This window comes from Streptomyces sp. NPDC052107, assembly GCF_040680215.1.
Classification (GTDB): domain Bacteria; phylum Actinomycetota; class Actinomycetes; order Streptomycetales; family Streptomycetaceae; genus Streptomyces.
This window is the reverse complement of sequence record NZ_JBFAWG010000011.1, coordinates 138,926-159,048: the sequence shown is the minus strand read 5'-3', so window position 1 is coordinate 159,048 and position 20,123 is coordinate 138,926. Positions and strand designations below refer to the sequence as shown.

Below are 20,123 nucleotides of genomic sequence, written 5' to 3'. Positions count from 1 at the left end.
CCAACGGCGGGTGGGTCAGAAGAGGCTCAGCAAGGCCTCCGCCGGGTCGGTGAGGCCTGCCTCTCCCCCGGGCAACGGCAACTCGAACCACACCGTCTTGCCGCGAGGCGTCCGGCGCGAGCCCCACGCCGCACTCAGCAACCCCACCAGCTGCAGCCCCCGGCCCCCCTCGTCGGTGTCCCGGGCCCGCCGGCGCCGGGGCTGGACCAGCCCCGAGTCCCACACCTCGCAGACCAGCGTGCGGTCCAGCAGCAGCCGTAGCCGTATCTCCCCCTCGCCGTACCGCAGCGCGTTGGTCACCAGCTCGCTGACGAGCAGTTCGGTCGTGTCGACGAGCGGTTCCAGGTCCCAGCTCAGCAGCTGTCCCCGGGCGTACTCCCGCGCCCGCCCCACACTCCGCGGCTCGCGCGGCAGCGTCCAGTCGCCGACGGACTCGGCCGGCAGCCCCTGCACCCGGGCCATCAGCAGCGCGATGTCGTCCTCGCCGTGGTGGGTGTCGAGGGTGTTGAGGACGTGGTCGCAGACGTCCTCCAGCGGGCGGGAGGGGTCGGTGAGCGCGCCGACGAACGCCTGCAGGCCCTCGTCCAGCGGATGGTCCCGGGACTCGACCAGGCCGTCCGTGTAGAGCGCCAGCAGCGCGCCCTCCGGCAGCTCGACCTCGACCTCCTCGAACGGCTCGCCGCCCACCCCGAGCGGCATGCCGGGCGGCACGTCCAGCATCAGGGCCGGCTCACCGGGCTCGACCAGCACCGGCGGCAGATGGCCGGCGTTGGCGAACGTACATCGTCTGGTGACGGAGTCGTACACGGCGTAGACGCAGGTCGCGAGGTAGACCTCGGAGAGGTCGGCGTCGCGCGGCTGACGGGCCGTACGGGTCGCCTGCTGCACGCCCCCCGGGGTCCCCAGCCCCCGCGCGATCTCGTCCAGCGCGGAGAGCACCTCGGCCGGTTCGAGATCCAACAGCGCCAACGTTCGTACGGCGGTGCGGAGTTCGCCCATCGCGACAGCCGCCCGAAGCCCGCGCCCCATCACGTCGCCCACCACCAACGCCGTACGGTGGCCCGGCAGTTCGATCACGTCGAACCAGTCGCCGCCCACCTCGGTCGCCGCGTTGCCGGGCAGATAGCGGCAGGCGATGTCCAGTCCGGAGGCCTCGGGGTCACCTGGCGGCAGCAGCGAGCGTTGCAGTATCAGCGCCCGCTCGTGCTCCCGGCGGTACAGGCGCGCGTTGTCGATGCAGACCGCGGCGCGCGCGGCCAGTTCCACCGCCAGGTCCCGGTCCCGGTCGCCGAACGGCTCGCTGCCCTTGGCGCGGGCGAACTGGGCGAGGCCGACGACCGTGTCGTGGGCGACCATCGGCACGGCGAGCGTCGACTGCACGAGGCCGCCCTCCTCGGGGGGCACGGCTTGCGGCCGGGCGGTGCGCAGGGCGTCCGCGCAGGGCGAGTTGAAGGGGAAGTGGTGGACCGCGCCGACCTCGACAGGCTCGCCGGAGACGGCGAAGGGGGCGCCGGAGACGGCGCTCGCGAAGGCGACGCGGCGCAGTTCGGCGCTGCCGTCGACGAGTCCGGGCGGGGTCTCGTCGCCGGTGAGCAGGCCCTGGTAGAGGTCGACGGTGGCGAGGTCGCAGAAACCGGGGACGACGACGTCGAGGAGTTCCCGGGCCGTGGTCTCCAGGTCGAGGGAGTTCCCTATGCGGGCGCCGGCCTCGTTGAGCAGCGCGAGGTTGCGCCGGGCGGCGGCGGCCTCGCGAGCGGCGGCCCGGCGCGAGGTGATGTCGGTGCCGAGCCAGGCGATGCCGATGGGCCGGCCGCTGCCGCTGTGCACGCGGTAGAGGTTGACGGACCAGTGCCGGCGCTCCTCGGAGCCGGGGACGTGGCCGGTGACATGCATGTCGGTGATGGACTGGCCGGTCTCCAGCACCCGCCGCAGGGTGGCCGAAACCCGCTCGGCCTCACCGCGCGGCAGATAGTCGTGAACTCCCTTGCCCCGGTGGTCGTCAGGGGTTCCGCCGAAGATGGAGGCGAACCGCTCATTGGCCCGACGGACCCTCAGATCGGTGTCGATCAGCAGGAATCCGAACGGGGATTGACCGAAAATGGCCTGCGACGCGGCCAGATCGGTCTCGATGCTGCGCAGGGTACGGACGTCCACGACGATGCACACGGCGGCCTTGTCGCCCTCGGCGGTCCGGGTGGGCATGACGTAGACCTCGGCCAGGCCCTCCTCGCCGCGCCCGCCGTCCGTCTTGTCCGGCATCCGGAAGGGCACAACTCCGGTCCACTCCCGCCCGTCGAGGATTTCGGCCATCTTGCGCTGGCCGCGCTCGCGCAGATCGGGGTCGATGAAGGCCGCTATCGGGTCCATGCCGACGGCGCGTGCGGCGGGGACGCCGAAGAGCTGCTCGGCGCGCAGGCTCCACTGGTCGACCAGCCCGCCGGGACTGATGGAGAAGGAAGCGACCTTGATGTAGTCGTACATGGAACCGGGCGGACTGCTCTGCCACATGGCGTCTCCGGCTGCGGCTGCCTCCGCGGCCTGGTTCATCGCGCCGTCCGACGGGTCCTCGGACTCCGTGGCCTTCGCTGGTATCTCGCTCACGCGAACCGTCCCCTCCAGCTCACCGCGCCCGGCACCGGTCACCGACAGCGGCTGCCCGCAGTATCCAGCACTACGGCGCCGCACGACACGGTGTTCACGATCACAGCTCGGTCCAGATGTTTTTCGGACCGGTCCGTGACAACACTTCCACTCTTCTAACCAGGGAACACGCCCTCGAATCACGCGCCCCGGAGCCGGCCGCGCACCCGCGGCGCACGATGGACGCGTCCCCGCCGGCTGTACACCCGCGTGCTCCCCGGATGCTTCCGGCTCACCCCGGCACCGCCAGTTCGAACCAGACGGTCTTTCCGCTCACGCCGGGGCGGGTGCCCCAGCGGCGCGAGGAGCCGGCGACCAGTTGGAGCCCGCGCCCGCTCTCGTCCTCTTCGCGGGCGACACGTTCGCGCGGCAGGTCGGGCAGCGGGTCGGAGACCTCCACCAGCAGCGCGTCGTCCAGCCCGACGGGACGGACGAGCCGTACGCCGATCGGGCCGGTGGCATGCCGCAGCGAGTTGGTGACCAACTCGCTGACCAGCAAGGCGGCCAGGTCGGCGAGGCAGTCGAGGTTCCAGCCGTGCAACTGGCCGCGGACCGCGGCGCGTGCGGTGCGCACAGCACCCGGCTCCGCGGGAAAGGTCCACTCGGCGCAGTCGCCTTCGGTGTCGATCACGCCGATCACTTCCCAGGCCAGCGAGCCCCCACCCATGTCCGGTTTCGTGGGGTTAATGGGCCCATACCCGATATCCAAGGGGCAGTACCGTGCGGGAGGGCGCACAGTGGCACGAACGGCGTAGGGGCGCTCCGTTTGGACAGCCGCGCGCCTGAGAGCTCGGGTGGTGCGGCTGTCGTGCGAGTGCGGCTCCGTCAGGGCCGGTCGCTCCCCCAAGTCCGGGGCTGCGGTTCCGCGCCCCATCGGGCAGCCACCTCCCGGACCGCCGGGACGTCCTGGTCGAGCCAGTCCACCTCCCAGATCCGGCCCGGGGTCAGCCAGCGCAGCTCGTCATGGTCCTGGAGCGGCCTCGGCGCGGGTGAGCCGGGGCGCAGGCGGGCGGTCCACACCTGCAGGACGTACGGCGCCCGCAGCGGCCACTGCCCGGGCACGCGCCCGACCGCCTCGGCCTCGATGCCGAGTTCCTCGCGCAGTTCACGCACCAGGGCGTCCTCGGGCCGCTCGCCCGGCTCGACCTTGCCGCCGGGCAACTCCCAGCGTCCGGCCAGGTCGGCGGGTGCGCTGCGGCGCGCGGCGAGCAGCCGGCCGCCGTCGAGCAGGGCGGCCCCCACCACCACGATCCGGTCCGTCATGGGTGTGCCGGGTGTCATGGGCGTCATGGGGCGGAGCCTACGGGAGGGCCCACGAGGTCAGTTGCGGGTGCCGTCCCCGTTCTGGCCGATGCGCTCGACCCGGTAGACCTGTTTGTGTCCCCGGTCGTCGAGACTGTCGGCGATCCTCTGGGCCTCGGCGCGGGTCGCGTACCGGCCGACGCGGTAGCGATTGCCGTTGTCGTCCTGCCGTATCACGATCCAGGGCAGGGAGACCGTCCCCTCACTCATGGCCCCCACCGCCCGCGTCGCCCCTTCTCGCACCACCCCACCCGCTTCCTCTCCCGGGCCCCCGCCGCGCCCCGCCTAAGGAAACCGCACTACGCATATGCCCGAGCGTACGCCCAACCTTCACGCAGCGAATACGTCTTTTCACAAAGAGGTATGCAACCAGCCAGAACACAGGGGGCGCACGGAAACGAACGCGCCGTCGTGAGCGCCCCTGTCCCGAGTCGGGGGCATATCCGTGTGACCCCTGGTCACCTGGGAAAACGGCCGGATTGCGGCGTCGGGTCACCTGCGACCGGAGGCCGCGCGCCCGGTCCTACGCCGCTGGGACGTGCAGGGGTGTGCGCTACCTCACGCAAGGGGGCGCGCATCGGGGTCGGTTCGGTGATCGTGGTGGGGGCGCGGTGGGGCGGAGGCGTGGCGGGCCGTGGTGGGCGTGGGCTCATGGAGTGTTTTGGCAGCTTTGTTCTCACCGAACAGGCAAGTGATAAGCCACCCGATACCGATCCGCCGGAATCACCACATCCGCCGTCTCCACCGCCCGACCAGACGCGTAGTACGTACGCTGAACGACCATCACCACATGTCCGGGAACTCCCCCGAGCACATGGAGTTCCTCCGCGAGGCCGGGGCGGGCGCCGACCTCCTCGGTGACGTTGTCCACGATGACGTCGATGGCGTGCATGCGCTCGACCACACCCATGCCGCCGAGCGGTCCCTCCTCGGGCAGCATCACGGGGGTGCGGCCGGTGACGGCGAGGGGCTCCCAGGAGGTGGAGAGCATCATCGGCTCGCCGGCCTCCCGGAACAGGTACTTGGTGCGCATGACCCGGTCCCCGACCTGGAGGCCCAGCCGGTCGGCGATGGCGGACCCGGCCTCGGTCTGTTCACTGCTGGACTCCCAGGTGCCGCGCACCGAGGCGTCGGCCTGCTCCTGCCGGAAGGGCGTGGCACCGCCGGACGGGCGGTATCCGGAGCGGGCCACGCGGCGCGGCACCGGGCGCTCGCGGACGTAGGTCCCCGAACCGGAGCGGCCCTCGACCAGGCCCTCGGCCATCAGCACCTTGCGAGCCTCCAGCGCGACGGTGTCCGAGACGCCGTACTCCTCGCGGATGCGGGCCTGGGAGGGCAGGCGCGTGTGGGGCGGCAGCGATCCGTCGACGATCTTCTTGCGGAGATCACCCGCGACACGCAGGTACGCCGGCTGCTCACCGAAAGTCACTGGCCGCTCCCATCCGATTGTACAGACAGCAACAGCGTGGCAACCGTGGGTTGTGCCGCGCAAGCAAAGGCCAGAGAATCACCCGATGTGATGACGTGGGGTGCGGGAGGGCTTTACGCAGGCACTTTCTCTCTATAAATGCGCTCGCACAGCCCGCTCACACCTGGACGCCGGTGTCGGCACCGTCGTCGCCCTGCGGCGGGGCCGTGGCCAGCCCCAGAGCCTTCCGCACGGTGACCGCCCGGTGCGGCTCGATCAGCCCGAGGGCGGTCTCGTAGTGGTCGAAGTAGGCGTCCGCGTCCGGCGCCCCGGCCACCTTCGTCCACTCCGCCCGCGCCGTGTCGAGGTCGGCGGCCAGGGCGATGACCTGGCGCCGGGAGCCGGCGGGCCAGTCGTGCGCCCGCAGCATCCGGGCCTGCTCGCCCAGTGCGGACGCGACCCGGTCCGCCCAGCGCTTGTGGCCGGGCAGGTCGTCCTCCACGTACTCCGCGTCGGGGGCGCTCGCCAGCGCGACGTTGAGGACGTGCGCGGCCTTCAGATAGGCCACCTGGTCGGCGTCGAGGACGGTCTCGTCGTTGCGCAGCGAGCCGGTCAGCCGACCGCCCTCGTCGGTGCCGGCGAACACGCAGGTGACCTCGCGGTCCCCGGTGGCCCAGCTGTCCTCGGTCGGCGTCAGGTAGTACACGTCGACGCCGTCCGGCACCGCCCAGCCGTCCATCGCGTAGCTGTCCCGCAGGCCCCAGCAGCGCTCGTCGGCGGTGTCGGTGATCCTCACGTCGCCGGGATAGCCACGGCCGGTGAGCCGGAAGGACGCGAACACCTCACCGTCGTGCGCGCCGGCGCAGGGCACCTCGTCGAGGTCGTCGGCCGCGCCGCGCAGCGCGCCGCCGGGCGCGTTGAAGCACTCACCCTTGGCCGGCGAGATGCTCACGCCGCCGTGTGCGCCGCCCTTGAACCCCTGCCAGAAATCCGACGCGCCACCGGAGATGAGGAACAGCGCCCACAGCACCAGTCCGATACCGGACAGCACCGCGCCGCCGACGGCGAGCCCGGTGCCGCGCTCGCCGCGCCGGCGGATCTGCCGCAGCGCGACCAGCCCGAGCACCAGGCCCACGCCCGGCAGGAAGCACAGCACGCCGAGCACGAGGGAGGCGATGGCGAGGCCGTTGACGGGCGCCGGGTGGTTGAAGGGGCTGTAGCCCTGCGCCCACGGCCGGTACGGCGGCAGCCCCTGCGGGCCGCCCGGCTGCCCGGTGTGGGACGGCGGGGCGTACGGGCCCTGCGGGTACGGCCAGGGTGGCTGATACGGGTCTTCTGGCTGGTGGGGTCCGGAAGGCGGGGCTATGGGCACCGGTAGCGTGCTCCTGTGGCGGGCGGTGGCAGCGCGGGACCGGTGAACAGCCGGTGTGCGGGCTGACGTACGACTGGGCGGATGGTAGTCGAGGCACGAACGGGGGCGGAATGAGGGTGGACACCCATACCGGGAGCCGGGTGGGCGGCGAGGTCGTCCGAGCGGTGAACGGGCTCACCGCGCGGTGGGCGGAGACAGCGCAGAACGGCACGGTCTTCTCGGCGGCCGGGGTGTGGCCGCTGCTGGCCTTCCTGGCGGACGGTGCGACGGGCCCGGCACGGGCGGAGCTGACCGGGGCCCTCGGCCTGTCGGCGGATCAGGCGGCCGGTGCCGCTCGGGAGTTGCTGGCGGCGGTGCAGTCCGTGTCGGGGCTGGACGCGGCGCTCGGCCTGTGGACGCGCCAAGCGCTCACCCTGCGGGAAGAGTGGCGGGCCGGGCTGCCGGCCGGGACGTACGGGGTGTTCGGGGACGACCTCGTCACCGCGCAGGAGCGGCTGGACGCCTGGGCGGCCGAGCGGACCGGCGGGCTGGTGGAGCGGATGCCGGTGACGCTGACCCGGGACGCGCGGATGGTGCTGGCCAGTGCCCTGGCGCTGCGCACGACCTGGCGGCAGCCGTTCACCGAGCTGCCGCTGCGGCCCGGCTCCGGCCCCTGGCAGGGCCGTACGCTGCGCGGGCTGTACCGGCGTAGCGTCCGTCCGGACCGGGTGGGGGTGGCGGGCACCCCGGACGGCTTCGTCACGGCGCTGACGGTGCCCGGCGACAACGGCATCGACGTCCACCTGGTGCTCGGCGAGGAGCGCATGACCCCGGGTCAGGTGCTGACGGCCGGGGTCGGGATCGTGGAGCGGGCGCTGCCGCTGACCGGGGGCGGCTCGCTGCCGCACGGGCACGTGGGCCCGGGCCTGTACGTGGAGCAGCAGCCGGCCGTCGAGCCGACGCCGCTGACGCTGGATGTGCGGACGGTGGCGTACGAGGTACGCGCCGACCACGATCTGCTCGCTCTGGCAGGGCTGTTCGGCCTGACGGCGGCGGCCGATGCCGGAGTCGGTCACTTCCCGGGGGTCAGCGACTACCCGCTCGCCATCGGCGCGGCCCGCCAGTCGGCGCTGGCGCAGTTCGGTCCGCTGGGCTTCCGGGCGGCCGCCGTGACGGCGGTGATGGCGGCGCCGGGCAGCGCCCCGCCCCAGTACCGCTACGAGACCACGGTCGTCCGGGCCGTCCTCGACCGCCCCTTCGGCTTCCTCGCCGTCGACCGCGAGTCCCGGCTGGTGCTGATGGCGGGCTGGGTGACGGATCCGGCGCCGGAGCCCGTCATGAACTTCCCGGGCGCTGTTCCTCCAGGACTCTGACACACCGGGCGAGCAGCCCGGTCAGGGCCTCGCGCTCGGCGTCGGTGAACTCGGCGGCGAGGGCCCGTTCGACGCGTACGGCGGCCGTGTCGGCCTCGGCCATGACGGCGCGGCCCTCGTCCGTGAGGCGGGTCTCCAGGACGTTCTTGTGCCACTCATGCGGGCTGCGCGTGATCAGAGCGCGGTCCTGGAGGTTCTTCAGGACCGTGTTCATGGTCGGCGGGGTGACCCCGCACAGCCGGGCCAGCGCCGCGGCGGAGATGCCGGGGTTGTCGGCGAGGTGGAGCAGCGCGGCGTACTGGGCGACGGTCAGGCCCGCGGGCTTGAGGACCGCGGTCTTCGTGGCGTTGAGGGCCTGCTCGGCCCGCTTGAGGTGGGAGCCGAGGCGCTCGGAAGCGGGCATGGAGGTCACCCGGCCCAGATTAATGCTTGAGCGAAGATTCGCATTCTGATGATGATTAATACACTGGCGATCATTAGAGCTCTAATATAACTTTGCACACATCCCAGAGTGAGTAGCCGAACCGAGAGGCACCGTCGTGTCCCGTTCGATCCACCGTCGTACCTTCCTGACCGGCGCCACCGCGGCGGCCGTGGCCCTCGCCGCACCCCGGGCGACCGCGGCCACCGGCCCACCCCGCGTCTCGACCGCCTTCACCCTCCCGGACGGCCGGGCCTACCCCGAGGGCATCGCCCTCGACCCGCGCACGGGCGACGCGTACGTCGGCTCCTTCACGACCGGCGCGGTCTACCGGGCCGCCGTCGGCAGCCGCACCTCCGACGTCTTCCTGCCGGCCGGCACGGACGGCCGTACGACGGCCAACGGGCTGAAGGCCGACCGGGCGGGCCGTCTGTGGGTCATCGACCACACCGCCGGAATCGACGTCTACGACCTGCGCGACCGCTCCCTACTGGCCCGCTTCGAGGTACCGGAGGGTGATCAGCGCTTCGTCAACGACCTCGTCGTCACCGCGGACGGCACGGCGTACGCCACCGACAGTGTGCGTCCGGTGATCTACCGGGTCACCCCCGTCGAGGTGGCGCGCGGTGGCCGCGCGCCGCTGGTCGCTCACTTCGACCTGAGCGGGGCGGTGCCCCCGCACTCGCCGAACGCCTACACCCTCAACGGCATCGTCGCCGACCCCACCGGACGCCTGCTGTTCGTGGTCGACATGACCGGCGGCGGCCTGTACCGGGTCGCCGTGGCCGACGGATCGGTTCGCCAAGTCACCCTGCATGGGGGTGACTTGGTGAACGGCGACGGCCTGGAGCTGTCCCAGCGCACTCTGTGGGTGGCCCACAACAAGACCAACACCCTGACCCGCTGGCACCTCTCGCCCGACGGCGCCGAGGCCCGCCTGATGCGGACCCTGACCACCCCTACCCTCCAGATCCCCACCACCCTGGCCCACACACCCGGCGCCCTCCTCGTCGTCCGCTCCCAGTTCGACAAGGGCGGCCCGATGGGTCCGGGGACGCCGACCACGCCGTTCACGGTGGCGCGGGTTACGGGGATGTGAGCGTCCAGGGCCGGAGGATCAGCTCGCGGGCACCAGTGTCTGGCCCCGTTCGGTCGGCGGGCCAGATCGAGTACTGCTCCTCGTCGTCGAGCACGACCTTGCTAGACGCGGTTGTACGCGGCCTCTACACGGGCCCGGTCAGGGTCGATCTCAGGGTCGATCTCAGGAACGACCCTGAGGCTCCGTCGCCGGACGCGGTCCCAGCGTTGGCATGGCGCGTCGCATCCCCCCAACGAAAAGGCCGGAGAGTGTTCCTGAACAAGAGTGGACGAACGCCGTCTCCCTCCGGCGGAGCGGAGGGCGGCCGCGTGGTCGTCAGCGTGACCGCCCGCGCACAAGAAATACGGAAGCGGCGAGCACCAGGTGACCGCGCTCGACGGAGTCAGCCCGTCCTTCCGCGCCGGCACGTTCACAGCCATCATGGGCCCGTCCGGGTCCGGCAAGCCGACGCTGCTGCAGTGTGCCGCCGGACCGGACCGGGTGGACAGCGGGCAGGTGATGCTGGCCGACGCCGACCCGGCCCGGAGGGCGGGGACAAGTGGTGATGGCGCGTCGGACATCCTGACACCATCCCAGCGCGGGAAACAGGAGGTCCGACTCCGATAAGTCGGACCCTTCCTGACCTGCGCATTTGGCAAAAACGACGTGGTGGAATCGCGGCTAAACGTTGAACCGGAACTCCACCACGTCCCCGTCCTGCATCACATAGTCCTTGCCCTCCATGCGCGCCTTGCCCTTGGCGCGGGCCTCGGCGACCGAGCCCGTTTCGACCAGGTCGGCGAAGGAGATGACCTCGGCCTTGATGAAGCCCTTCTGGAAGTCGGTGTGGATCACGCCGGCCGCCTCGGGGGCCGTGGCGCCCTTCTTGATGGTCCAGGCGCGGGACTCCTTGGGGCCGGCCGTGAGGTAGGTCTGCAGGCCGAGGGTGTCGAAGCCGACGCGGGCCAGGGTGGCGAGGCCGGGCTCGTGCTGGCCGACGGACTCCAGCAGCTCCAGGGCCTCCTCCTCGTCCAGCTCGGCGAGGTCCGCCTCCAGCTTGGCGTTGAGGAAGATCGCCTCGGCGGGGGCGACCAGGGCGCGCTGCTCGTTCTTGAAGTCCTCGTCGATCAGTTCGTCCTCGTCGACGTTGAAGACGTAGAGGAAGGGCTTGGTGGTGAGCAGGTGCAGGTCGTGGAGGAGTTCGTTGCGCTCGGTGCCCTGGACGATGCCGTGCGCGAAGAGCGTGTCGCCCTTCTCCAGGATCTCCTTGGCCTCCTCGACCGCCTTGACCTTCGGGGCCACGTCCTTCTTGATGCGGGACTCCTTCTGGAGGCGCGGAAGGACCTTCTCGATGGTCTGGAGGTCGGCGAGGATCAGCTCGGTGTTGATCGTCTCGATGTCGTCCTTCGGCGAGACCTTGCCGTCGACGTGCACGACGTTCTCGTCCTTGAAGGCGCGGATGACCTGGCAGATCGCGTCGGACTCACGGATGTTCGCGAGGAACTTGTTGCCCAGGCCCTCACCCTCGGAGGCGCCGCGCACGATACCGGCGATGTCGACGAAGTCGACCGTGGCCGGAAGGATGCGCTCCGAGCCGAAGATCGAGGCCAGCTCGGCCAGCCGGCCGTCGGGAACGCCGACCACGCCGACGTTGGGCTCGATCGTGGCGAACGGGTAGTTGGCCGCCAGCACGTCGTTCTTGGTCAGGGCGTTGAACAGGGTCGACTTGCCGACATTGGGCAGGCCGACGATTCCGATCGTGAGCGACACGTTGCGACTTCCCGTAGATGAGTGGGCCAGGGGCTGCCAGGGGCCAGAAACCGACACTGGCCGATCCACCAGTCTACGGCGTCCGCGGCAGGCGGCTCGAGGGAGCTTCGAACGCCTGCCCAAGCTCTTCCCACCGGCGTGTCTGATGGGCTATTCGGCACATAAACAGACCTAAGTTGGTCCAGTGGAGCAACACAGGACGCGCCCCCCGAACGACGGACCGCGACGCGGCACGCCGCACCAGCCCGCGCGCCTGCCCCCGCAGGCCCGGCGCGGCGCCGACGGCGAGCGCAGGCCGGGCCAGGGGCAGGGGGCGCGGCGGCAGGAGCGCGGCGCCCGGCAGGCAGGGGCCGCCGCCCGGCCGATGCCGCGGCTCACCGGGCTCGGCGGCGGACTGTTCTGCGTCCTGGTGATGTTCCTGCTCGGCTGCCTGGACGCGCTGCTGTTCGGCGGGGCCATGACCGTCTACGGCGTGCTGTTCCTGCCGGTGTGCGGCCTGACCGCGCTGTGGGTGCGGGCCGGGGACGTACTGACCGCCCCCGTGGTCGTACCGATCGCGTTCGCCGTGGGGCTGTTCCCCGTCGCCGACGGCGGCGGGGGGCTGCTCGGCCGACTGATGGGCCTGTTCACCGGCCTCGCCACCCAGGCGGGCTGGCTGTACGGGGGGACGCTGGTCGCCGGGGTGATCGTGCTGGTACGCCGGGTGCGGTGGGTACGACAGCGTCGGCGGCGGACCTGAGGCAACGCCCCGGCCGCCCCCGGTCATCTCTCCTGGGCCGCTCTCATCGCCGCCCCCACGATCCCCGCGTTGTTCTGCAGCTGCGCGGGGACGATCTCGGCCTTGATGCCGTCGATGAAGCGGAGGAACTTGTCGGCCTTGCGGCTGACTCCGCCGCCGATGATGAACAGCTCGGGCGTGAACAGCATCTCCACATGCGCCAGGTACTTCTGGACGCGGCGCGCCCAGTGCTCCCAGGTCAGCTCGTGGTCCTCCTTGGCCTTGCTGGAGGCCCGCCGCTCGGCGTCGTGGCCTTCGAGCTCCAGGTGGCCCAGTTCCGTGTTCGGGACGAGGACGCCGTCCACGAAGACGGCGCTGCCGATGCCGGTGCCGAAGGTGAGCAGGATGACCGTGCCCCTGCGGTCCCGGCCGGCGCCGAACTGCATCTCGGCGACGCCCGCCGCGTCCGCGTCGTTGACGACCGTCACCGGCAGGCCGCCCAGCTTGCCGCTGAACAACGCGCGCGCGTCGGTGTCGACCCAGCTCCGGTCGACGTTCGCCGCCGTACGGACCGTGGCGCCGCCGGTGACCACTCCGGGGAAGGTCAGTCCGACGGGGCCGGCCCAGCCGAAGTGGTCGATGACCTGCTTGACCCCGTCGGCCACGCCGTCCGGCGTCGCCGGGTGCGGGGTGAGCACCTTGCAGCGCTCCTGGGCGAGGTCGCCCCTGTCCAGGTCCACAGGGGCGCCCTTGATGCCGGAGCCGCCGATGTCCACGCCGAAGATCTGCATGGCACCACGTTACGACGGACGACTGACAGTCACTCCTCGGAGGCGCCCCTGCCGCCACGCTCCGCGACCAGGGTGGCGGCCTCCTCGCGAAGGTCGCGGCGGAGCTCCTTGGGCAGGGAGAACGTGATGGACTCCTCGGCCGCCTTGACGATCTCCACGTCGCCGTAGCCGCGCTCGCCGAGCCATTCCAGCACCTGCTCGACCAGCAGCTCGGGGACGGAGGCGCCGGAGGTGACGCCGACGGTCGTCACGCCCTCCAGCCATGCCTCGTCGATCTCGCCGGCGAAGTCCACGAGGTAGGCCTCGCGGGCGCCGGCGAGCTTGGCGACCTCGACCAGCCGCTTGGAGTTGGAGGAGTTGCGCGAGCCGACGACGATGACCAGCTCGGCCTCGGCGCCCATCTGCTTCACGGCGAGCTGACGGTTCTGCGTGGCGTAGCAGATGTCGTCGCTGGGCGGGGAGACCAGGCCCGGGAACTTCGTCTTCAGGGCGTCGACGGTCTCCATGGTCTCGTCGACGGACAGGGTGGTCTGGGACAGCCAGACGACCTTCGAAGGATCGCGGACCTCGACCTTGTCGACGTCGCCGGGGCCGTCGACCAGCTGGATGTGGTCGGGGGCCTCGCCGGAGGTGCCGATGACCTCCTCGTGGCCCTCGTGGCCGATCAGGAGGATGTCGTAGTCCTCCTTGGCGTAGCGGACGGCTTCCTTGTGGACCTTGGTGACCAGGGGGCAGGTGGCGTCGATGGTGGCGAGGCGGCCCTGCTCGGCCTCCTCGTGCACGACCGGGGCGACGCCGTGCGCCGAGAACATGACGATGTTGCCGGGCGGCACCTCCTCGGTCCGCTCGACGAAGACGGCGCCCTTCTTCTCCAGGGTCTGCACGACGTACTTGTTGTGGACGATCTCGTGCCGGACGTAGATCGGGGCCCCGTACTGCTCCAGGGCCTTCTCGACGGCGATCACGGCGCGGTCCACACCGGCGCAGTAGCCCCGGGGGGCGGCGAGCAAGACACGGCGGCCAGACGAAGCGGTCATGAGTCCCATCGTAAGGGTGCGTTCGGCGGCGCCGGGATCGCGTGCCCACTGCCGCGCGGGGACACTGTCTGCCATGTCCGACCCGGATACGGCGACGCCGTCACCGTCCCCGACCGACCGGCACCACCGGCTGCGGCGCAGCCTCGGCTTCCGGGACCTCGTGGTCTACGGACTGTACTTCATCGCCCCCGTGGCGCCGGTCGGCATCCACGGCACGCTGGACGCCAGGTCGCACGGGGCGGTGGCGCTGGTGTACATGGTGGCGACGGTCGCCATGGCCTTCACCGCTTTCGGCTACGCGCAGATGGTGCGGGTGGTACCGCAGGCGGGGTCGGTGTTCGCCTACGCGCGCGTGGGGCTCGGCATGGAGGCCGGGTTCATCGCGGCTGGATGGCGATGCCGGACTACGTCCTCATCCCGGCGGTGGCCTACCCCTTCTCCGGGATCACGATGAACGCGCTGGTCCCTCAGGTGTCCCGCTGGGTGTGGACCGTGCTGGCCGCCGTCGTCACCACCCTGCTGAACCTGTGGGGCGTACGGGCTGCGGCGCTCGTGGGTTTCCTGGTGCTGGCCACGGAGATCGTGTGGCTGGGCGTGGGGGCGCTGGTGCTGGTGGGGCGGCGGGGGCGGGTGCGGCCGCTTGAGCAGCCGAGCGCCCCGAAGGGGCGCGGGGCCGTACCGACATGCGGCTCCGCCGCGTGGGCGACCAGCAACGACGCAGCCCCACCCGGCATACGACCGCAAGTCCAGCGGCGCGTCCCCGTGCTGTCGGTCCCCCCGTTACCCTCAACCGCATGGCTGCGAAAACCACCCCCGAAGCCCCCCTGCCCGTGGGCGAGGTCTCCCGGCTGATCGGGGGGTGGATCGATCGGCTCGGTGCGGTGTGGGTCGAGGGACAGATCACGCAGTTGTCGCGGCGGCCCGGCGCCGGGGTCGTGTTCCTGACGCTGCGGGATCCGTCGTACGACATCTCCGTGAGCGTGACCTGCTACCGGCAGGTGTTCGACGCCGTCGCCGATGTTGTCGGGGAGGGCGCCCGGGTCGTCGTACTGGCGAAGCCGGAGTGGTATGCCCCGCGCGGGCAGCTGTCCCTTCGGGCTGCCGAGATAAGGCCCGTCGGTGTCGGTGAGCTGCTGGCGCGGCTGGAGCAGCTGAAGAAGGCGCTCGCGGCCGAGGGGCTGTTCGCGCCGGAGCGGAAGAAGCCGCTGCCCTTTCTGCCGCAGCTGATCGGCCTCGTCTGCGGTCGCGCCTCCGCCGCGGAGCGGGACGTGCTGGAGAACGCCCGCCACCGCTGGCCCGCCGTCCGCTTCGAGGTGCGCAACGTCCCGGTGCAGGGCGTGCACGCCGTCCCGCAGGTCGTGCAGGCCGTCAAGGAGCTGGACGAGATCGAGGACGTCGACGTCATCATCGTCGCGCGGGGCGGCGGCAGCGTGGAGGACCTGTTGCCCTTCTCCGACGAGCAGCTCGTACGGGCCGTGGCCGAGTGCCGTACGCCCGTCGTGTCCGCCATCGGGCACGAGCCCGACAACCCGCTGCTGGACCACGTCGCCGACCTGCGCGCCTCCACCCCCACCGACGCGGCCAAGAAGGTCGTGCCGGACGTGGGTGAGGAGTTCGAGCGGGTGCGGATGCTGCGGGACCGGGCCCGGCGCTGTATGAACGCGTCCGTCGAACGGGAGGAGCGCGGGCTGGCGCACGCGCTGGCCCGCCCCTCGATAGAGGATCCGCACCGGATGATCGACGAGCGCGCCGACCACGTGGCCTCCCTCGTCGAGCGCGGCCGGCGGACCCTCGGCCATCTCCTCGACCGCGCGGACTCGGAGCTGACGCACACGCACGCGCGCGTGGTGGCCCTCTCCCCTGCGGCGACACTCAAGCGCGGCTACGCGGTGCTGCAGAAGACGGACGGGCACGTGGTACGCGGCCCGGACGAGGTGACGGAGGGCGAGGCGCTCCGGGCCCGCGTCGCCGACGGCGAATTCACAGTGAAGGTAGGCGAATGACCGGCAAGGTGGACGAGGCGCTCTCGTACGAGCAGGCGCGGGACGAGTTGATCGAGGTCGTACGTCGCCTGGAGGCGGGCGGTACGACGCTCGAGGAGTCCCTGGCCCTGTGGGAGCGCGGCGAGGAGCTGGCCAAGGTGTGCCGGCGCTGGCTGGAGGGGGCGCGGGCGCGGCTGGACGCGGCACTTGCCGAGGAGGAGGCGGAAGAGGAGGCGGACGCCGACTAGGCGTCCGCCCGTTGCGCCCTGTGAAGCGGGTCACCGCACCCTGACCATTGTTGAAGGTTGAACTTCATTGCCGTAGGGTCATCCCTGTCAGCCGATCCGGACTGCGGTCCGGTACGTCGGACCAAGGCGTCACCTAGGAAGTTCACGTATGTCTCTCGTTCTTGACCCCGCCGCCCAGGACCTGCTGTTCCGCGAGGCCCGCACCGCGAACACCTTCACCGACGAGCCGGTGACCGACGAGCAGGTCCAGGCGATCTACGACCTGGTCAAGTACGGCCCCACCGCCTTCAACCAGTCCCCGCTGCGCATCACCCTGGTCCGCTCCCCCGAGGCCCGTGAGCGCCTTGTGCAGCACATGGCCGAGGGCAACCAGCCGAAGACGGCCACGGCCCCGCTGGTCGCGATCCTCTCCGCGGACAACGAGTTCCACGAGGAGCTGCCGGCCCTCTTCCCGCACTTCCCGCAGGCCAAGGACGTCTTCTTCAGCGAGCGTCCGGCCCGTGAGGGCGCCGCCGGTCTGAACGCCTCCCTGCAGGCCGCCTACTTCATCATCGGCGTCCGTGCCGCGGGCCTCGCCGCCGGCCCGATGACCGGCCTCGACTTCGAGGGCATCCGCAAGGAGTTCCTGGACGACGACCACACCCCGCTGATGGTGGTCAACATCGGCAAGCCGGGCCCGGACGCCTGGTTCCCGCGCTCGCCGCGCCTGGGGTACGAGGACGTCGTCACGACCGTCTGAGCCCCACCGGACACACGAAGAGGCCCCCGGCACCGCCGGGGGCCTCTTTCGCACGTCATGCGTGACTCACTGCAGCTTCAGGGCCGCCGCGAACTTCGTCAGCTCCGCGAAGGACACCGTGCCGGCCACCACCGTGGTGGAGCCGGGCGTGCCGTTCAGCACGAGGGCGTCGTAACGGCCGCCGGTGTAGCGGGTCCAGGTACGGCCGTCGATCGGCTCGGTGTGCTTCGTCGCCGCCCCGCCCTGGCTGGCCTCGTCGATGAAGTCGGCGCGCTTCTGCGTGGACTGCTCGATCTGCACATACTGGCTGTCCGGGGTCTGGAAGCCCAAATGCCAGCGGTCGCCGTTCTCGCCCTGGAAGCGTACGGAGGTCGCCTTCCAGGCACTCGGCAGGCCCTCGGGCGCGGCCACCGGGTAGCTCGCGGCGCGACGGGCCGTGAGCAGTTCGACCCGGTAGTCGACCCGCTTGAGGTCGGGAGCGTGATCGTCGTGAGGGATGGTGAAAAAGTAGACGACCGCCGCCGCGATGCCGATCAGGGCCAGGGAAAGAATCATGTCCCGGGCCGTCTTCTGCTTGCCGTTCGAACCTGCCACGCCCCCTATCGTCGCAGGTACCCCAAGCGCTCATCCGTGGGGCCCCCTGCTCATTTTGTCTGCCTAACGATAGAGTCAGGACCAACACCCTCATCCGGCCGTCGTCGTATCAGAAAGGTGCGCTCCGATGACCGAAAATCATCACCTGCCGTCCGAGCTCGATGTTCCCTCCGAGGCTCCCGACCGCAACCTCGCCCTGGAACTCGTCCGGGTGACCGAAGCCGCCGCCATGGCCGCCGGCCGCTGGGTGGGGCGCGGCGACAAGAACGGCGCCGACGGTGCCGCGGTGCGCGCCATGCGCTCACTCGTCTCCACCGTGTCGATGAACGGCGTCGTCGTCATCGGCGAGGGCGAGAAGGACGAGGCCCCGATGCTCTTCAACGGGGAGCACGTGGGCGACGGCACCGGTCCCGAGGTCGACATCGCGGTCGACCCGATCGACGGCACCACGCTGACGGCCAAGGGCATGCCGAACGCGATCGCCGTCCTCGCGGCGGCCGAGCGGGGCGCCATGTTCGACCCGTCCGCCGTGTTCTACATGGACAAGCTGGTCACCGGCCCGGAGGCCGCCGAGTTCGTCGATATCGACGCGCCCGTGGCCGTGAACATCAAGCGGATCGCCAAGGCGAAGAAGGCCACGCCGGAGGACGTCACGGTCGTCATCCTCGACCGGCCGCGGCACGAGGGTCTGATCAGGGAGGTCCGGGAGGCCGGCGCGCGCATCAAGCTGATCTCCGACGGTGACGTGGCCGGCTCGATCTACGCGCTGCGCGAGGGCACGGGCGTCGACCTGCTGCTCGGCATCGGCGGTACGCCCGAGGGCATCATCTCGGCCTGCGCCGTGAAGTGCCTGGGCGGCACCATCCAGGGCAAGCTGTGGCCCAAGGACGACGAGGAGCGGCAGCGGGCCATAGACGCCGGGCACGACCTCGACCGTGTGCTCACGACGGATGACCTGGTCTCCGGTGAGAACGTGTTCTTCGTGGCCACTGGTATCACCGACGGTGAGCTGCTGCGGGGTGTCCGGTACCGGTCGGAGACCGCGCTGACCGAGTCGATCGTGATGCGGTCGAAGTCCGGGACGGTTCGCCGGATCGACTCCGAGCACCGGCTCAGCAAGCTGCGGGCCTACAGCGCGATCGACTTCGATCGGGCCAAGTAGCGCCTGATCCGAGGGGGCGCGTGGGGTGTTGGCGACCGCGGGTCGTCCGTGGTTGCTCGCACGGTTCCCCGCGCCCCTGAGGGACAAGCGCCCCCGGTGCGGCGGGGGCGCCCCCCTCTTCCGTGTCTAACCCGCTATGCGGTTGGCCGCCGTCGCCCTTGCCGCCTTCTTCAGTTCCATCTCCCTGCGGCGGCGCCTTGCCAGGACCACCCGGCGTTCCGCTGCCGTGAGGCCGCCCCAGACGCCGTACGGCTCGGGCTGGAGAAGGGCGTGTTCGCGGCACTCGACCATCACCGGGCAGCGGGCGCAGACGCGCTTGGCCGCCTCCTCGCGGGACAGCCGGGCGGCGGTCGGCTCCTTCGACGGGGCGAAGAACAGGCCGGCCTCATCGCGCTGGCACACGGCCTCGGTGTGCCAGGGAGCGTCTTGATCCCTGTCCCGCGCTGGCACCCGCGGCGCCGGAAGAGCAGCTACCTGCAGGGACGAATGCGGCGGTTGCAGCACGGTCTACTCCTGACGACGGCTTCGCGAGCGAGAGACGATGCAGCAAGGCCTACCCGCTGTACGCGCGCCTATGCACAGCGTCCCCAGTCGCGGGCGCGTGGGCGGCTCGTTCACGCCCCCGCCGTGGCGGTACGGGAGGAGCGGAACCTTCCGGTCACCGGCGGATTCGCGACCGTCAATGGCCCAGGTGTTTGCGCAGCTTCCGGTCGACCTTGTCCTGGACCCGCTCCAGCTTCCGGTCGACCTTGCTCTGCATCCGGTCCAGGATGTCCGCCACGCGCTTGCCGCGCTTGGGGTGTGCCTCGATATTGCCGAGTACGGCCCAGCCCTCGACGTAGACGACCGGGGCGTCGGACTCGACCGAGTCCAGCGTGTCCACCTCGAAGTTGCCGAGCACGCCGCCTCCGGTGCCGCGCAGCGACACGTTCTCTGGGACGCGGATCTGGACGTCGCCGAAGACGGAGACGGCCTTGATCACGACCTGCTGGTACTCGAAGATCGCCTCGCTGAGGTCGATCTCGACGCTGCCGAAGACCGAGAACGCGTGGATCCGGCGGCCGGCGCGCCAGCGGCCCCGGCGCACGGCGCTGCTGAGGACGGCGACAACGTTGGCGTCCGCCTCGTGCGGTATCGCGCCCGGGGTGGGGCGGGGCGGCACGGGAGTGTAGGCGGGGGTGGCGGGGCGCTGGTGGGCGGCGGGCAGGTCCCGGATGAAGACGTCCAGCTCGCCCACCGTCTTGGCGGCGAGGACGCCCTCGATCCGCTCGGCATGCTCCTCGGCGGTCAGCCGCCCCTCGGCCAGGGCCTCGCGGAGAATCTCGGCGATGCGATCACGGTCGGCGTCCGAGGCACGCAGCTCGGCGACAGGTGCTTCGGTGTGCTTCTGAAGGTCCACGGGAGCAGCGTACCGAAACGCGATAGATCGCGACTAGGGGCTGTGGAAAACCTCGGCGTGTCGAACTGAGCCTTACCTCACAGGTTCCGTGTCGGCGGCAGGTTCTACGC

At 71.1% G+C, this 20,123-nt stretch carries 20 protein-coding genes and 3 pseudogenes; 9 read left to right on the top strand and 14 right to left on the bottom strand.

What is annotated here, in order from left to right; genetic code table 11:
- Window positions 1–15 precede the first annotated feature (15 nt).
- The 6 genes from AB0M27_RS15425 to AB0M27_RS15400 form a co-directional block, all read right to left on the bottom strand.
- Window positions 16–2,601, bottom strand: a complete 2,586-nt coding sequence (locus tag AB0M27_RS15425; RefSeq protein ID WP_365721803.1) for a SpoIIE family protein phosphatase — start codon at window positions 2,599–2,601, stop codon at window positions 16–18.
- A gap of 271 nt (window positions 2,602–2,872) precedes the next feature.
- Window positions 2,873–3,307, bottom strand: a complete 435-nt coding sequence (locus AB0M27_RS15420; RefSeq protein ID WP_365721801.1) for an ATP-binding protein — start codon at window positions 3,305–3,307, stop codon at window positions 2,873–2,875.
- Between the two features lie 158 nt (window positions 3,308–3,465).
- A complete protein-coding gene (locus AB0M27_RS15415; protein ID WP_365721948.1) occupies window positions 3,466–3,903 on the bottom strand; it encodes a (deoxy)nucleoside triphosphate pyrophosphohydrolase in 438 nt (145 codons plus the stop codon).
- A 57-nt stretch (window positions 3,904–3,960) separates the two neighbouring features.
- The gene (locus tag AB0M27_RS15410; protein ID WP_365721799.1) at window positions 3,961–4,152 is read right to left on the bottom strand and encodes an SPOR domain-containing protein; all 192 of its coding nucleotides are present in this window, start codon (window positions 4,150–4,152) and stop codon (window positions 3,961–3,963) included.
- Between the two features lie 466 nt (window positions 4,153–4,618).
- Window positions 4,619–5,371, bottom strand: a complete 753-nt coding sequence (locus tag AB0M27_RS15405; protein ID WP_365721797.1) for a GntR family transcriptional regulator — start codon at window positions 5,369–5,371, stop codon at window positions 4,619–4,621.
- A gap of 157 nt (window positions 5,372–5,528) precedes the next feature.
- A complete protein-coding gene (locus AB0M27_RS15400) occupies window positions 5,529–6,722 on the bottom strand; it encodes a DUF4190 domain-containing protein (RefSeq protein ID WP_365721795.1) in 1,194 nt (397 codons plus the stop codon).
- A 110-nt stretch (window positions 6,723–6,832) separates the two neighbouring features.
- Here AB0M27_RS15400 and AB0M27_RS15395 point away from each other — a divergent pair, with 110 nt between their 5' ends.
- Window positions 6,833–8,074, top strand: a complete 1,242-nt coding sequence (locus AB0M27_RS15395) for a serpin family protein (protein ID WP_365721793.1) — start codon at window positions 6,833–6,835, stop codon at window positions 8,072–8,074.
- Here AB0M27_RS15395 and AB0M27_RS15390 read toward each other — a convergent pair.
- Complete coding sequence (locus AB0M27_RS15390; RefSeq protein WP_365721791.1) at window positions 8,037–8,477, bottom strand: MarR family transcriptional regulator; 441 nt, start codon at window positions 8,475–8,477, stop codon at window positions 8,037–8,039. The two genes, AB0M27_RS15395 and AB0M27_RS15390, sit on opposite strands and share 38 nt — an antisense overlap.
- Before the next feature lie 136 nt (window positions 8,478–8,613).
- Here AB0M27_RS15390 and AB0M27_RS15385 point away from each other — a divergent pair, with 136 nt between their 5' ends.
- Window positions 8,614–9,594, top strand: a complete 981-nt coding sequence (locus AB0M27_RS15385) for an SMP-30/gluconolactonase/LRE family protein (RefSeq protein WP_365721789.1) — start codon at window positions 8,614–8,616, stop codon at window positions 9,592–9,594.
- On the opposite strand, the pseudogene AB0M27_RS15380 reads toward AB0M27_RS15385, so the two are convergent.
- Window positions 9,581–9,694 (bottom strand): annotated as a pseudogene (locus AB0M27_RS15380) (MbtH family NRPS accessory protein); the annotation flags it as partial. The gene AB0M27_RS15385 and the pseudogene AB0M27_RS15380 sit on opposite strands and share 14 nt — an antisense overlap.
- A gap of 208 nt (window positions 9,695–9,902) precedes the next feature.
- On the opposite strand from AB0M27_RS15380, the pseudogene AB0M27_RS15375 reads away from it, so the two are divergent.
- Window positions 9,903–10,098: pseudogene (locus AB0M27_RS15375) on the top strand (ATP-binding cassette domain-containing protein); the annotation flags it as partial.
- 156 nt (window positions 10,099–10,254) lie between these two features.
- Here AB0M27_RS15375 and ychF read toward each other — a convergent pair.
- Window positions 10,255–11,343 (bottom strand): redox-regulated ATPase YchF, encoded by a 1,089-nt coding sequence (ychF, locus tag AB0M27_RS15370; protein WP_365721787.1) that lies wholly within the window; start codon window positions 11,341–11,343, stop codon window positions 10,255–10,257.
- 184 nt (window positions 11,344–11,527) lie between these two features.
- Between ychF and AB0M27_RS15365 the strand changes: the two genes are divergently transcribed.
- The gene (locus AB0M27_RS15365; protein ID WP_365721785.1) at window positions 11,528–12,082 is read left to right on the top strand and encodes a DUF6542 domain-containing protein; all 555 of its coding nucleotides are present in this window, start codon (window positions 11,528–11,530) and stop codon (window positions 12,080–12,082) included.
- 23 nt (window positions 12,083–12,105) lie between these two features.
- Here AB0M27_RS15365 and ppgK read toward each other — a convergent pair whose 3' ends face one another.
- Together ppgK and AB0M27_RS15355 are read right to left on the bottom strand one after the other, a co-directional pair.
- Window positions 12,106–12,852, bottom strand: a complete 747-nt coding sequence (gene ppgK, locus AB0M27_RS15360) for a polyphosphate--glucose phosphotransferase (protein ID WP_365721783.1) — start codon at window positions 12,850–12,852, stop codon at window positions 12,106–12,108.
- Between the two features lie 29 nt (window positions 12,853–12,881).
- Entirely contained in the window at window positions 12,882–13,889 is a 1,008-nt protein-coding gene (locus AB0M27_RS15355; protein ID WP_365721781.1) for a 4-hydroxy-3-methylbut-2-enyl diphosphate reductase, read from the bottom strand.
- 73 nt (window positions 13,890–13,962) lie between these two features.
- Here AB0M27_RS15355 and AB0M27_RS15350 point away from each other — a divergent pair.
- From AB0M27_RS15350 to AB0M27_RS15335, 4 genes and pseudogenes are all read left to right on the top strand, one after another.
- A pseudogene (locus AB0M27_RS15350) lies at window positions 13,963–14,516 on the top strand (amino acid permease); the annotation flags it as partial.
- 167 nt (window positions 14,517–14,683) lie between these two features.
- The gene (xseA, locus tag AB0M27_RS15345) at window positions 14,684–15,892 is read left to right on the top strand and encodes an exodeoxyribonuclease VII large subunit (protein WP_365721779.1); all 1,209 of its coding nucleotides are present in this window, start codon (window positions 14,684–14,686) and stop codon (window positions 15,890–15,892) included.
- Complete coding sequence (locus AB0M27_RS15340) at window positions 15,889–16,119, top strand: exodeoxyribonuclease VII small subunit (RefSeq protein ID WP_365721777.1); 231 nt, start codon at window positions 15,889–15,891, stop codon at window positions 16,117–16,119. The genes xseA and AB0M27_RS15340 overlap by 4 nt, the downstream gene beginning before the upstream one ends.
- Before the next feature lie 148 nt (window positions 16,120–16,267).
- Window positions 16,268–16,858, top strand: coding sequence for a malonic semialdehyde reductase (locus AB0M27_RS15335; protein WP_365721775.1), 591 nt, complete (start codon window positions 16,268–16,270; stop codon window positions 16,856–16,858).
- 66 nt (window positions 16,859–16,924) lie between these two features.
- Here the strand turns inward: AB0M27_RS15335 and AB0M27_RS15330 are convergent, their stop codons facing one another.
- Window positions 16,925–17,452 (bottom strand): DUF4245 domain-containing protein, encoded by a 528-nt coding sequence (locus AB0M27_RS15330; protein ID WP_365721773.1) that lies wholly within the window; start codon window positions 17,450–17,452, stop codon window positions 16,925–16,927.
- Between the two features lie 127 nt (window positions 17,453–17,579).
- Here AB0M27_RS15330 and glpX point away from each other — a divergent pair, with 127 nt between their 5' ends.
- Window positions 17,580–18,614, top strand: a complete 1,035-nt coding sequence (gene glpX / locus AB0M27_RS15325; RefSeq protein ID WP_365721771.1) for a class II fructose-bisphosphatase — start codon at window positions 17,580–17,582, stop codon at window positions 18,612–18,614.
- Window positions 18,615–18,740: 126 nt separating this feature from the next.
- Here the strand turns inward: glpX and AB0M27_RS15320 are convergent, their stop codons facing one another.
- Window positions 18,741–19,118: a WhiB family transcriptional regulator gene (locus AB0M27_RS15320; protein ID WP_365721769.1), complete on the bottom strand. Its 378-nt coding sequence runs from the start codon at window positions 19,116–19,118 to the stop codon at window positions 18,741–18,743.
- Window positions 19,119–19,293: 175 nt separating this feature from the next.
- Entirely contained in the window at window positions 19,294–20,013 is a 720-nt protein-coding gene (locus AB0M27_RS15315) for a DUF1707 domain-containing protein (RefSeq protein ID WP_365721765.1), read from the bottom strand.
- Between the last annotated feature and the right edge of the window lie 110 nt (window positions 20,014–20,123).

Bases quoted from the DNA above. Each gene is read 5' to 3' on its own strand.
- ppgK (WP_365721783.1), bottom strand. From the start codon at position 12,852: ATGCAGATCTTCGGCGTGGACATCGGCGGCTCCGGCATCAAGGGCGCC.
- glpX (WP_365721771.1), top strand. From the start codon at position 17,580: ATGACCGAAAATCATCACCTGCCGTCCGAGCTCGATGTTCCCTCCGAG.
- AB0M27_RS15420 (WP_365721801.1), bottom strand. From the start codon at position 3,307: ATGGGTGGGGGCTCGCTGGCCTGGGAAGTGATCGGCGTGATCGACACC.
- AB0M27_RS15355 (WP_365721781.1), bottom strand. From the start codon at position 13,889: ATGACCGCTTCGTCTGGCCGCCGTGTCTTGCTCGCCGCCCCCCGGGGC.
- AB0M27_RS15415 (WP_365721948.1), bottom strand. From the start codon at position 3,903: ATGACGGACCGGATCGTGGTGGTGGGGGCCGCCCTGCTCGACGGCGGC.
- AB0M27_RS15340 (WP_365721777.1), top strand. From the start codon at position 15,889: ATGACCGGCAAGGTGGACGAGGCGCTCTCGTACGAGCAGGCGCGGGAC.
- AB0M27_RS15390 (WP_365721791.1), bottom strand. From the start codon at position 8,477: ATGCCCGCTTCCGAGCGCCTCGGCTCCCACCTCAAGCGGGCCGAGCAG.
- AB0M27_RS15335 (WP_365721775.1), top strand. From the start codon at position 16,268: ATGTCTCTCGTTCTTGACCCCGCCGCCCAGGACCTGCTGTTCCGCGAG.
- xseA (WP_365721779.1), top strand. From the start codon at position 14,684: ATGGCTGCGAAAACCACCCCCGAAGCCCCCCTGCCCGTGGGCGAGGTC.
- AB0M27_RS15395 (WP_365721793.1), top strand. From the start codon at position 6,833: ATGAGGGTGGACACCCATACCGGGAGCCGGGTGGGCGGCGAGGTCGTC.
- AB0M27_RS15410 (WP_365721799.1), bottom strand. From the start codon at position 4,152: ATGAGTGAGGGGACGGTCTCCCTGCCCTGGATCGTGATACGGCAGGAC.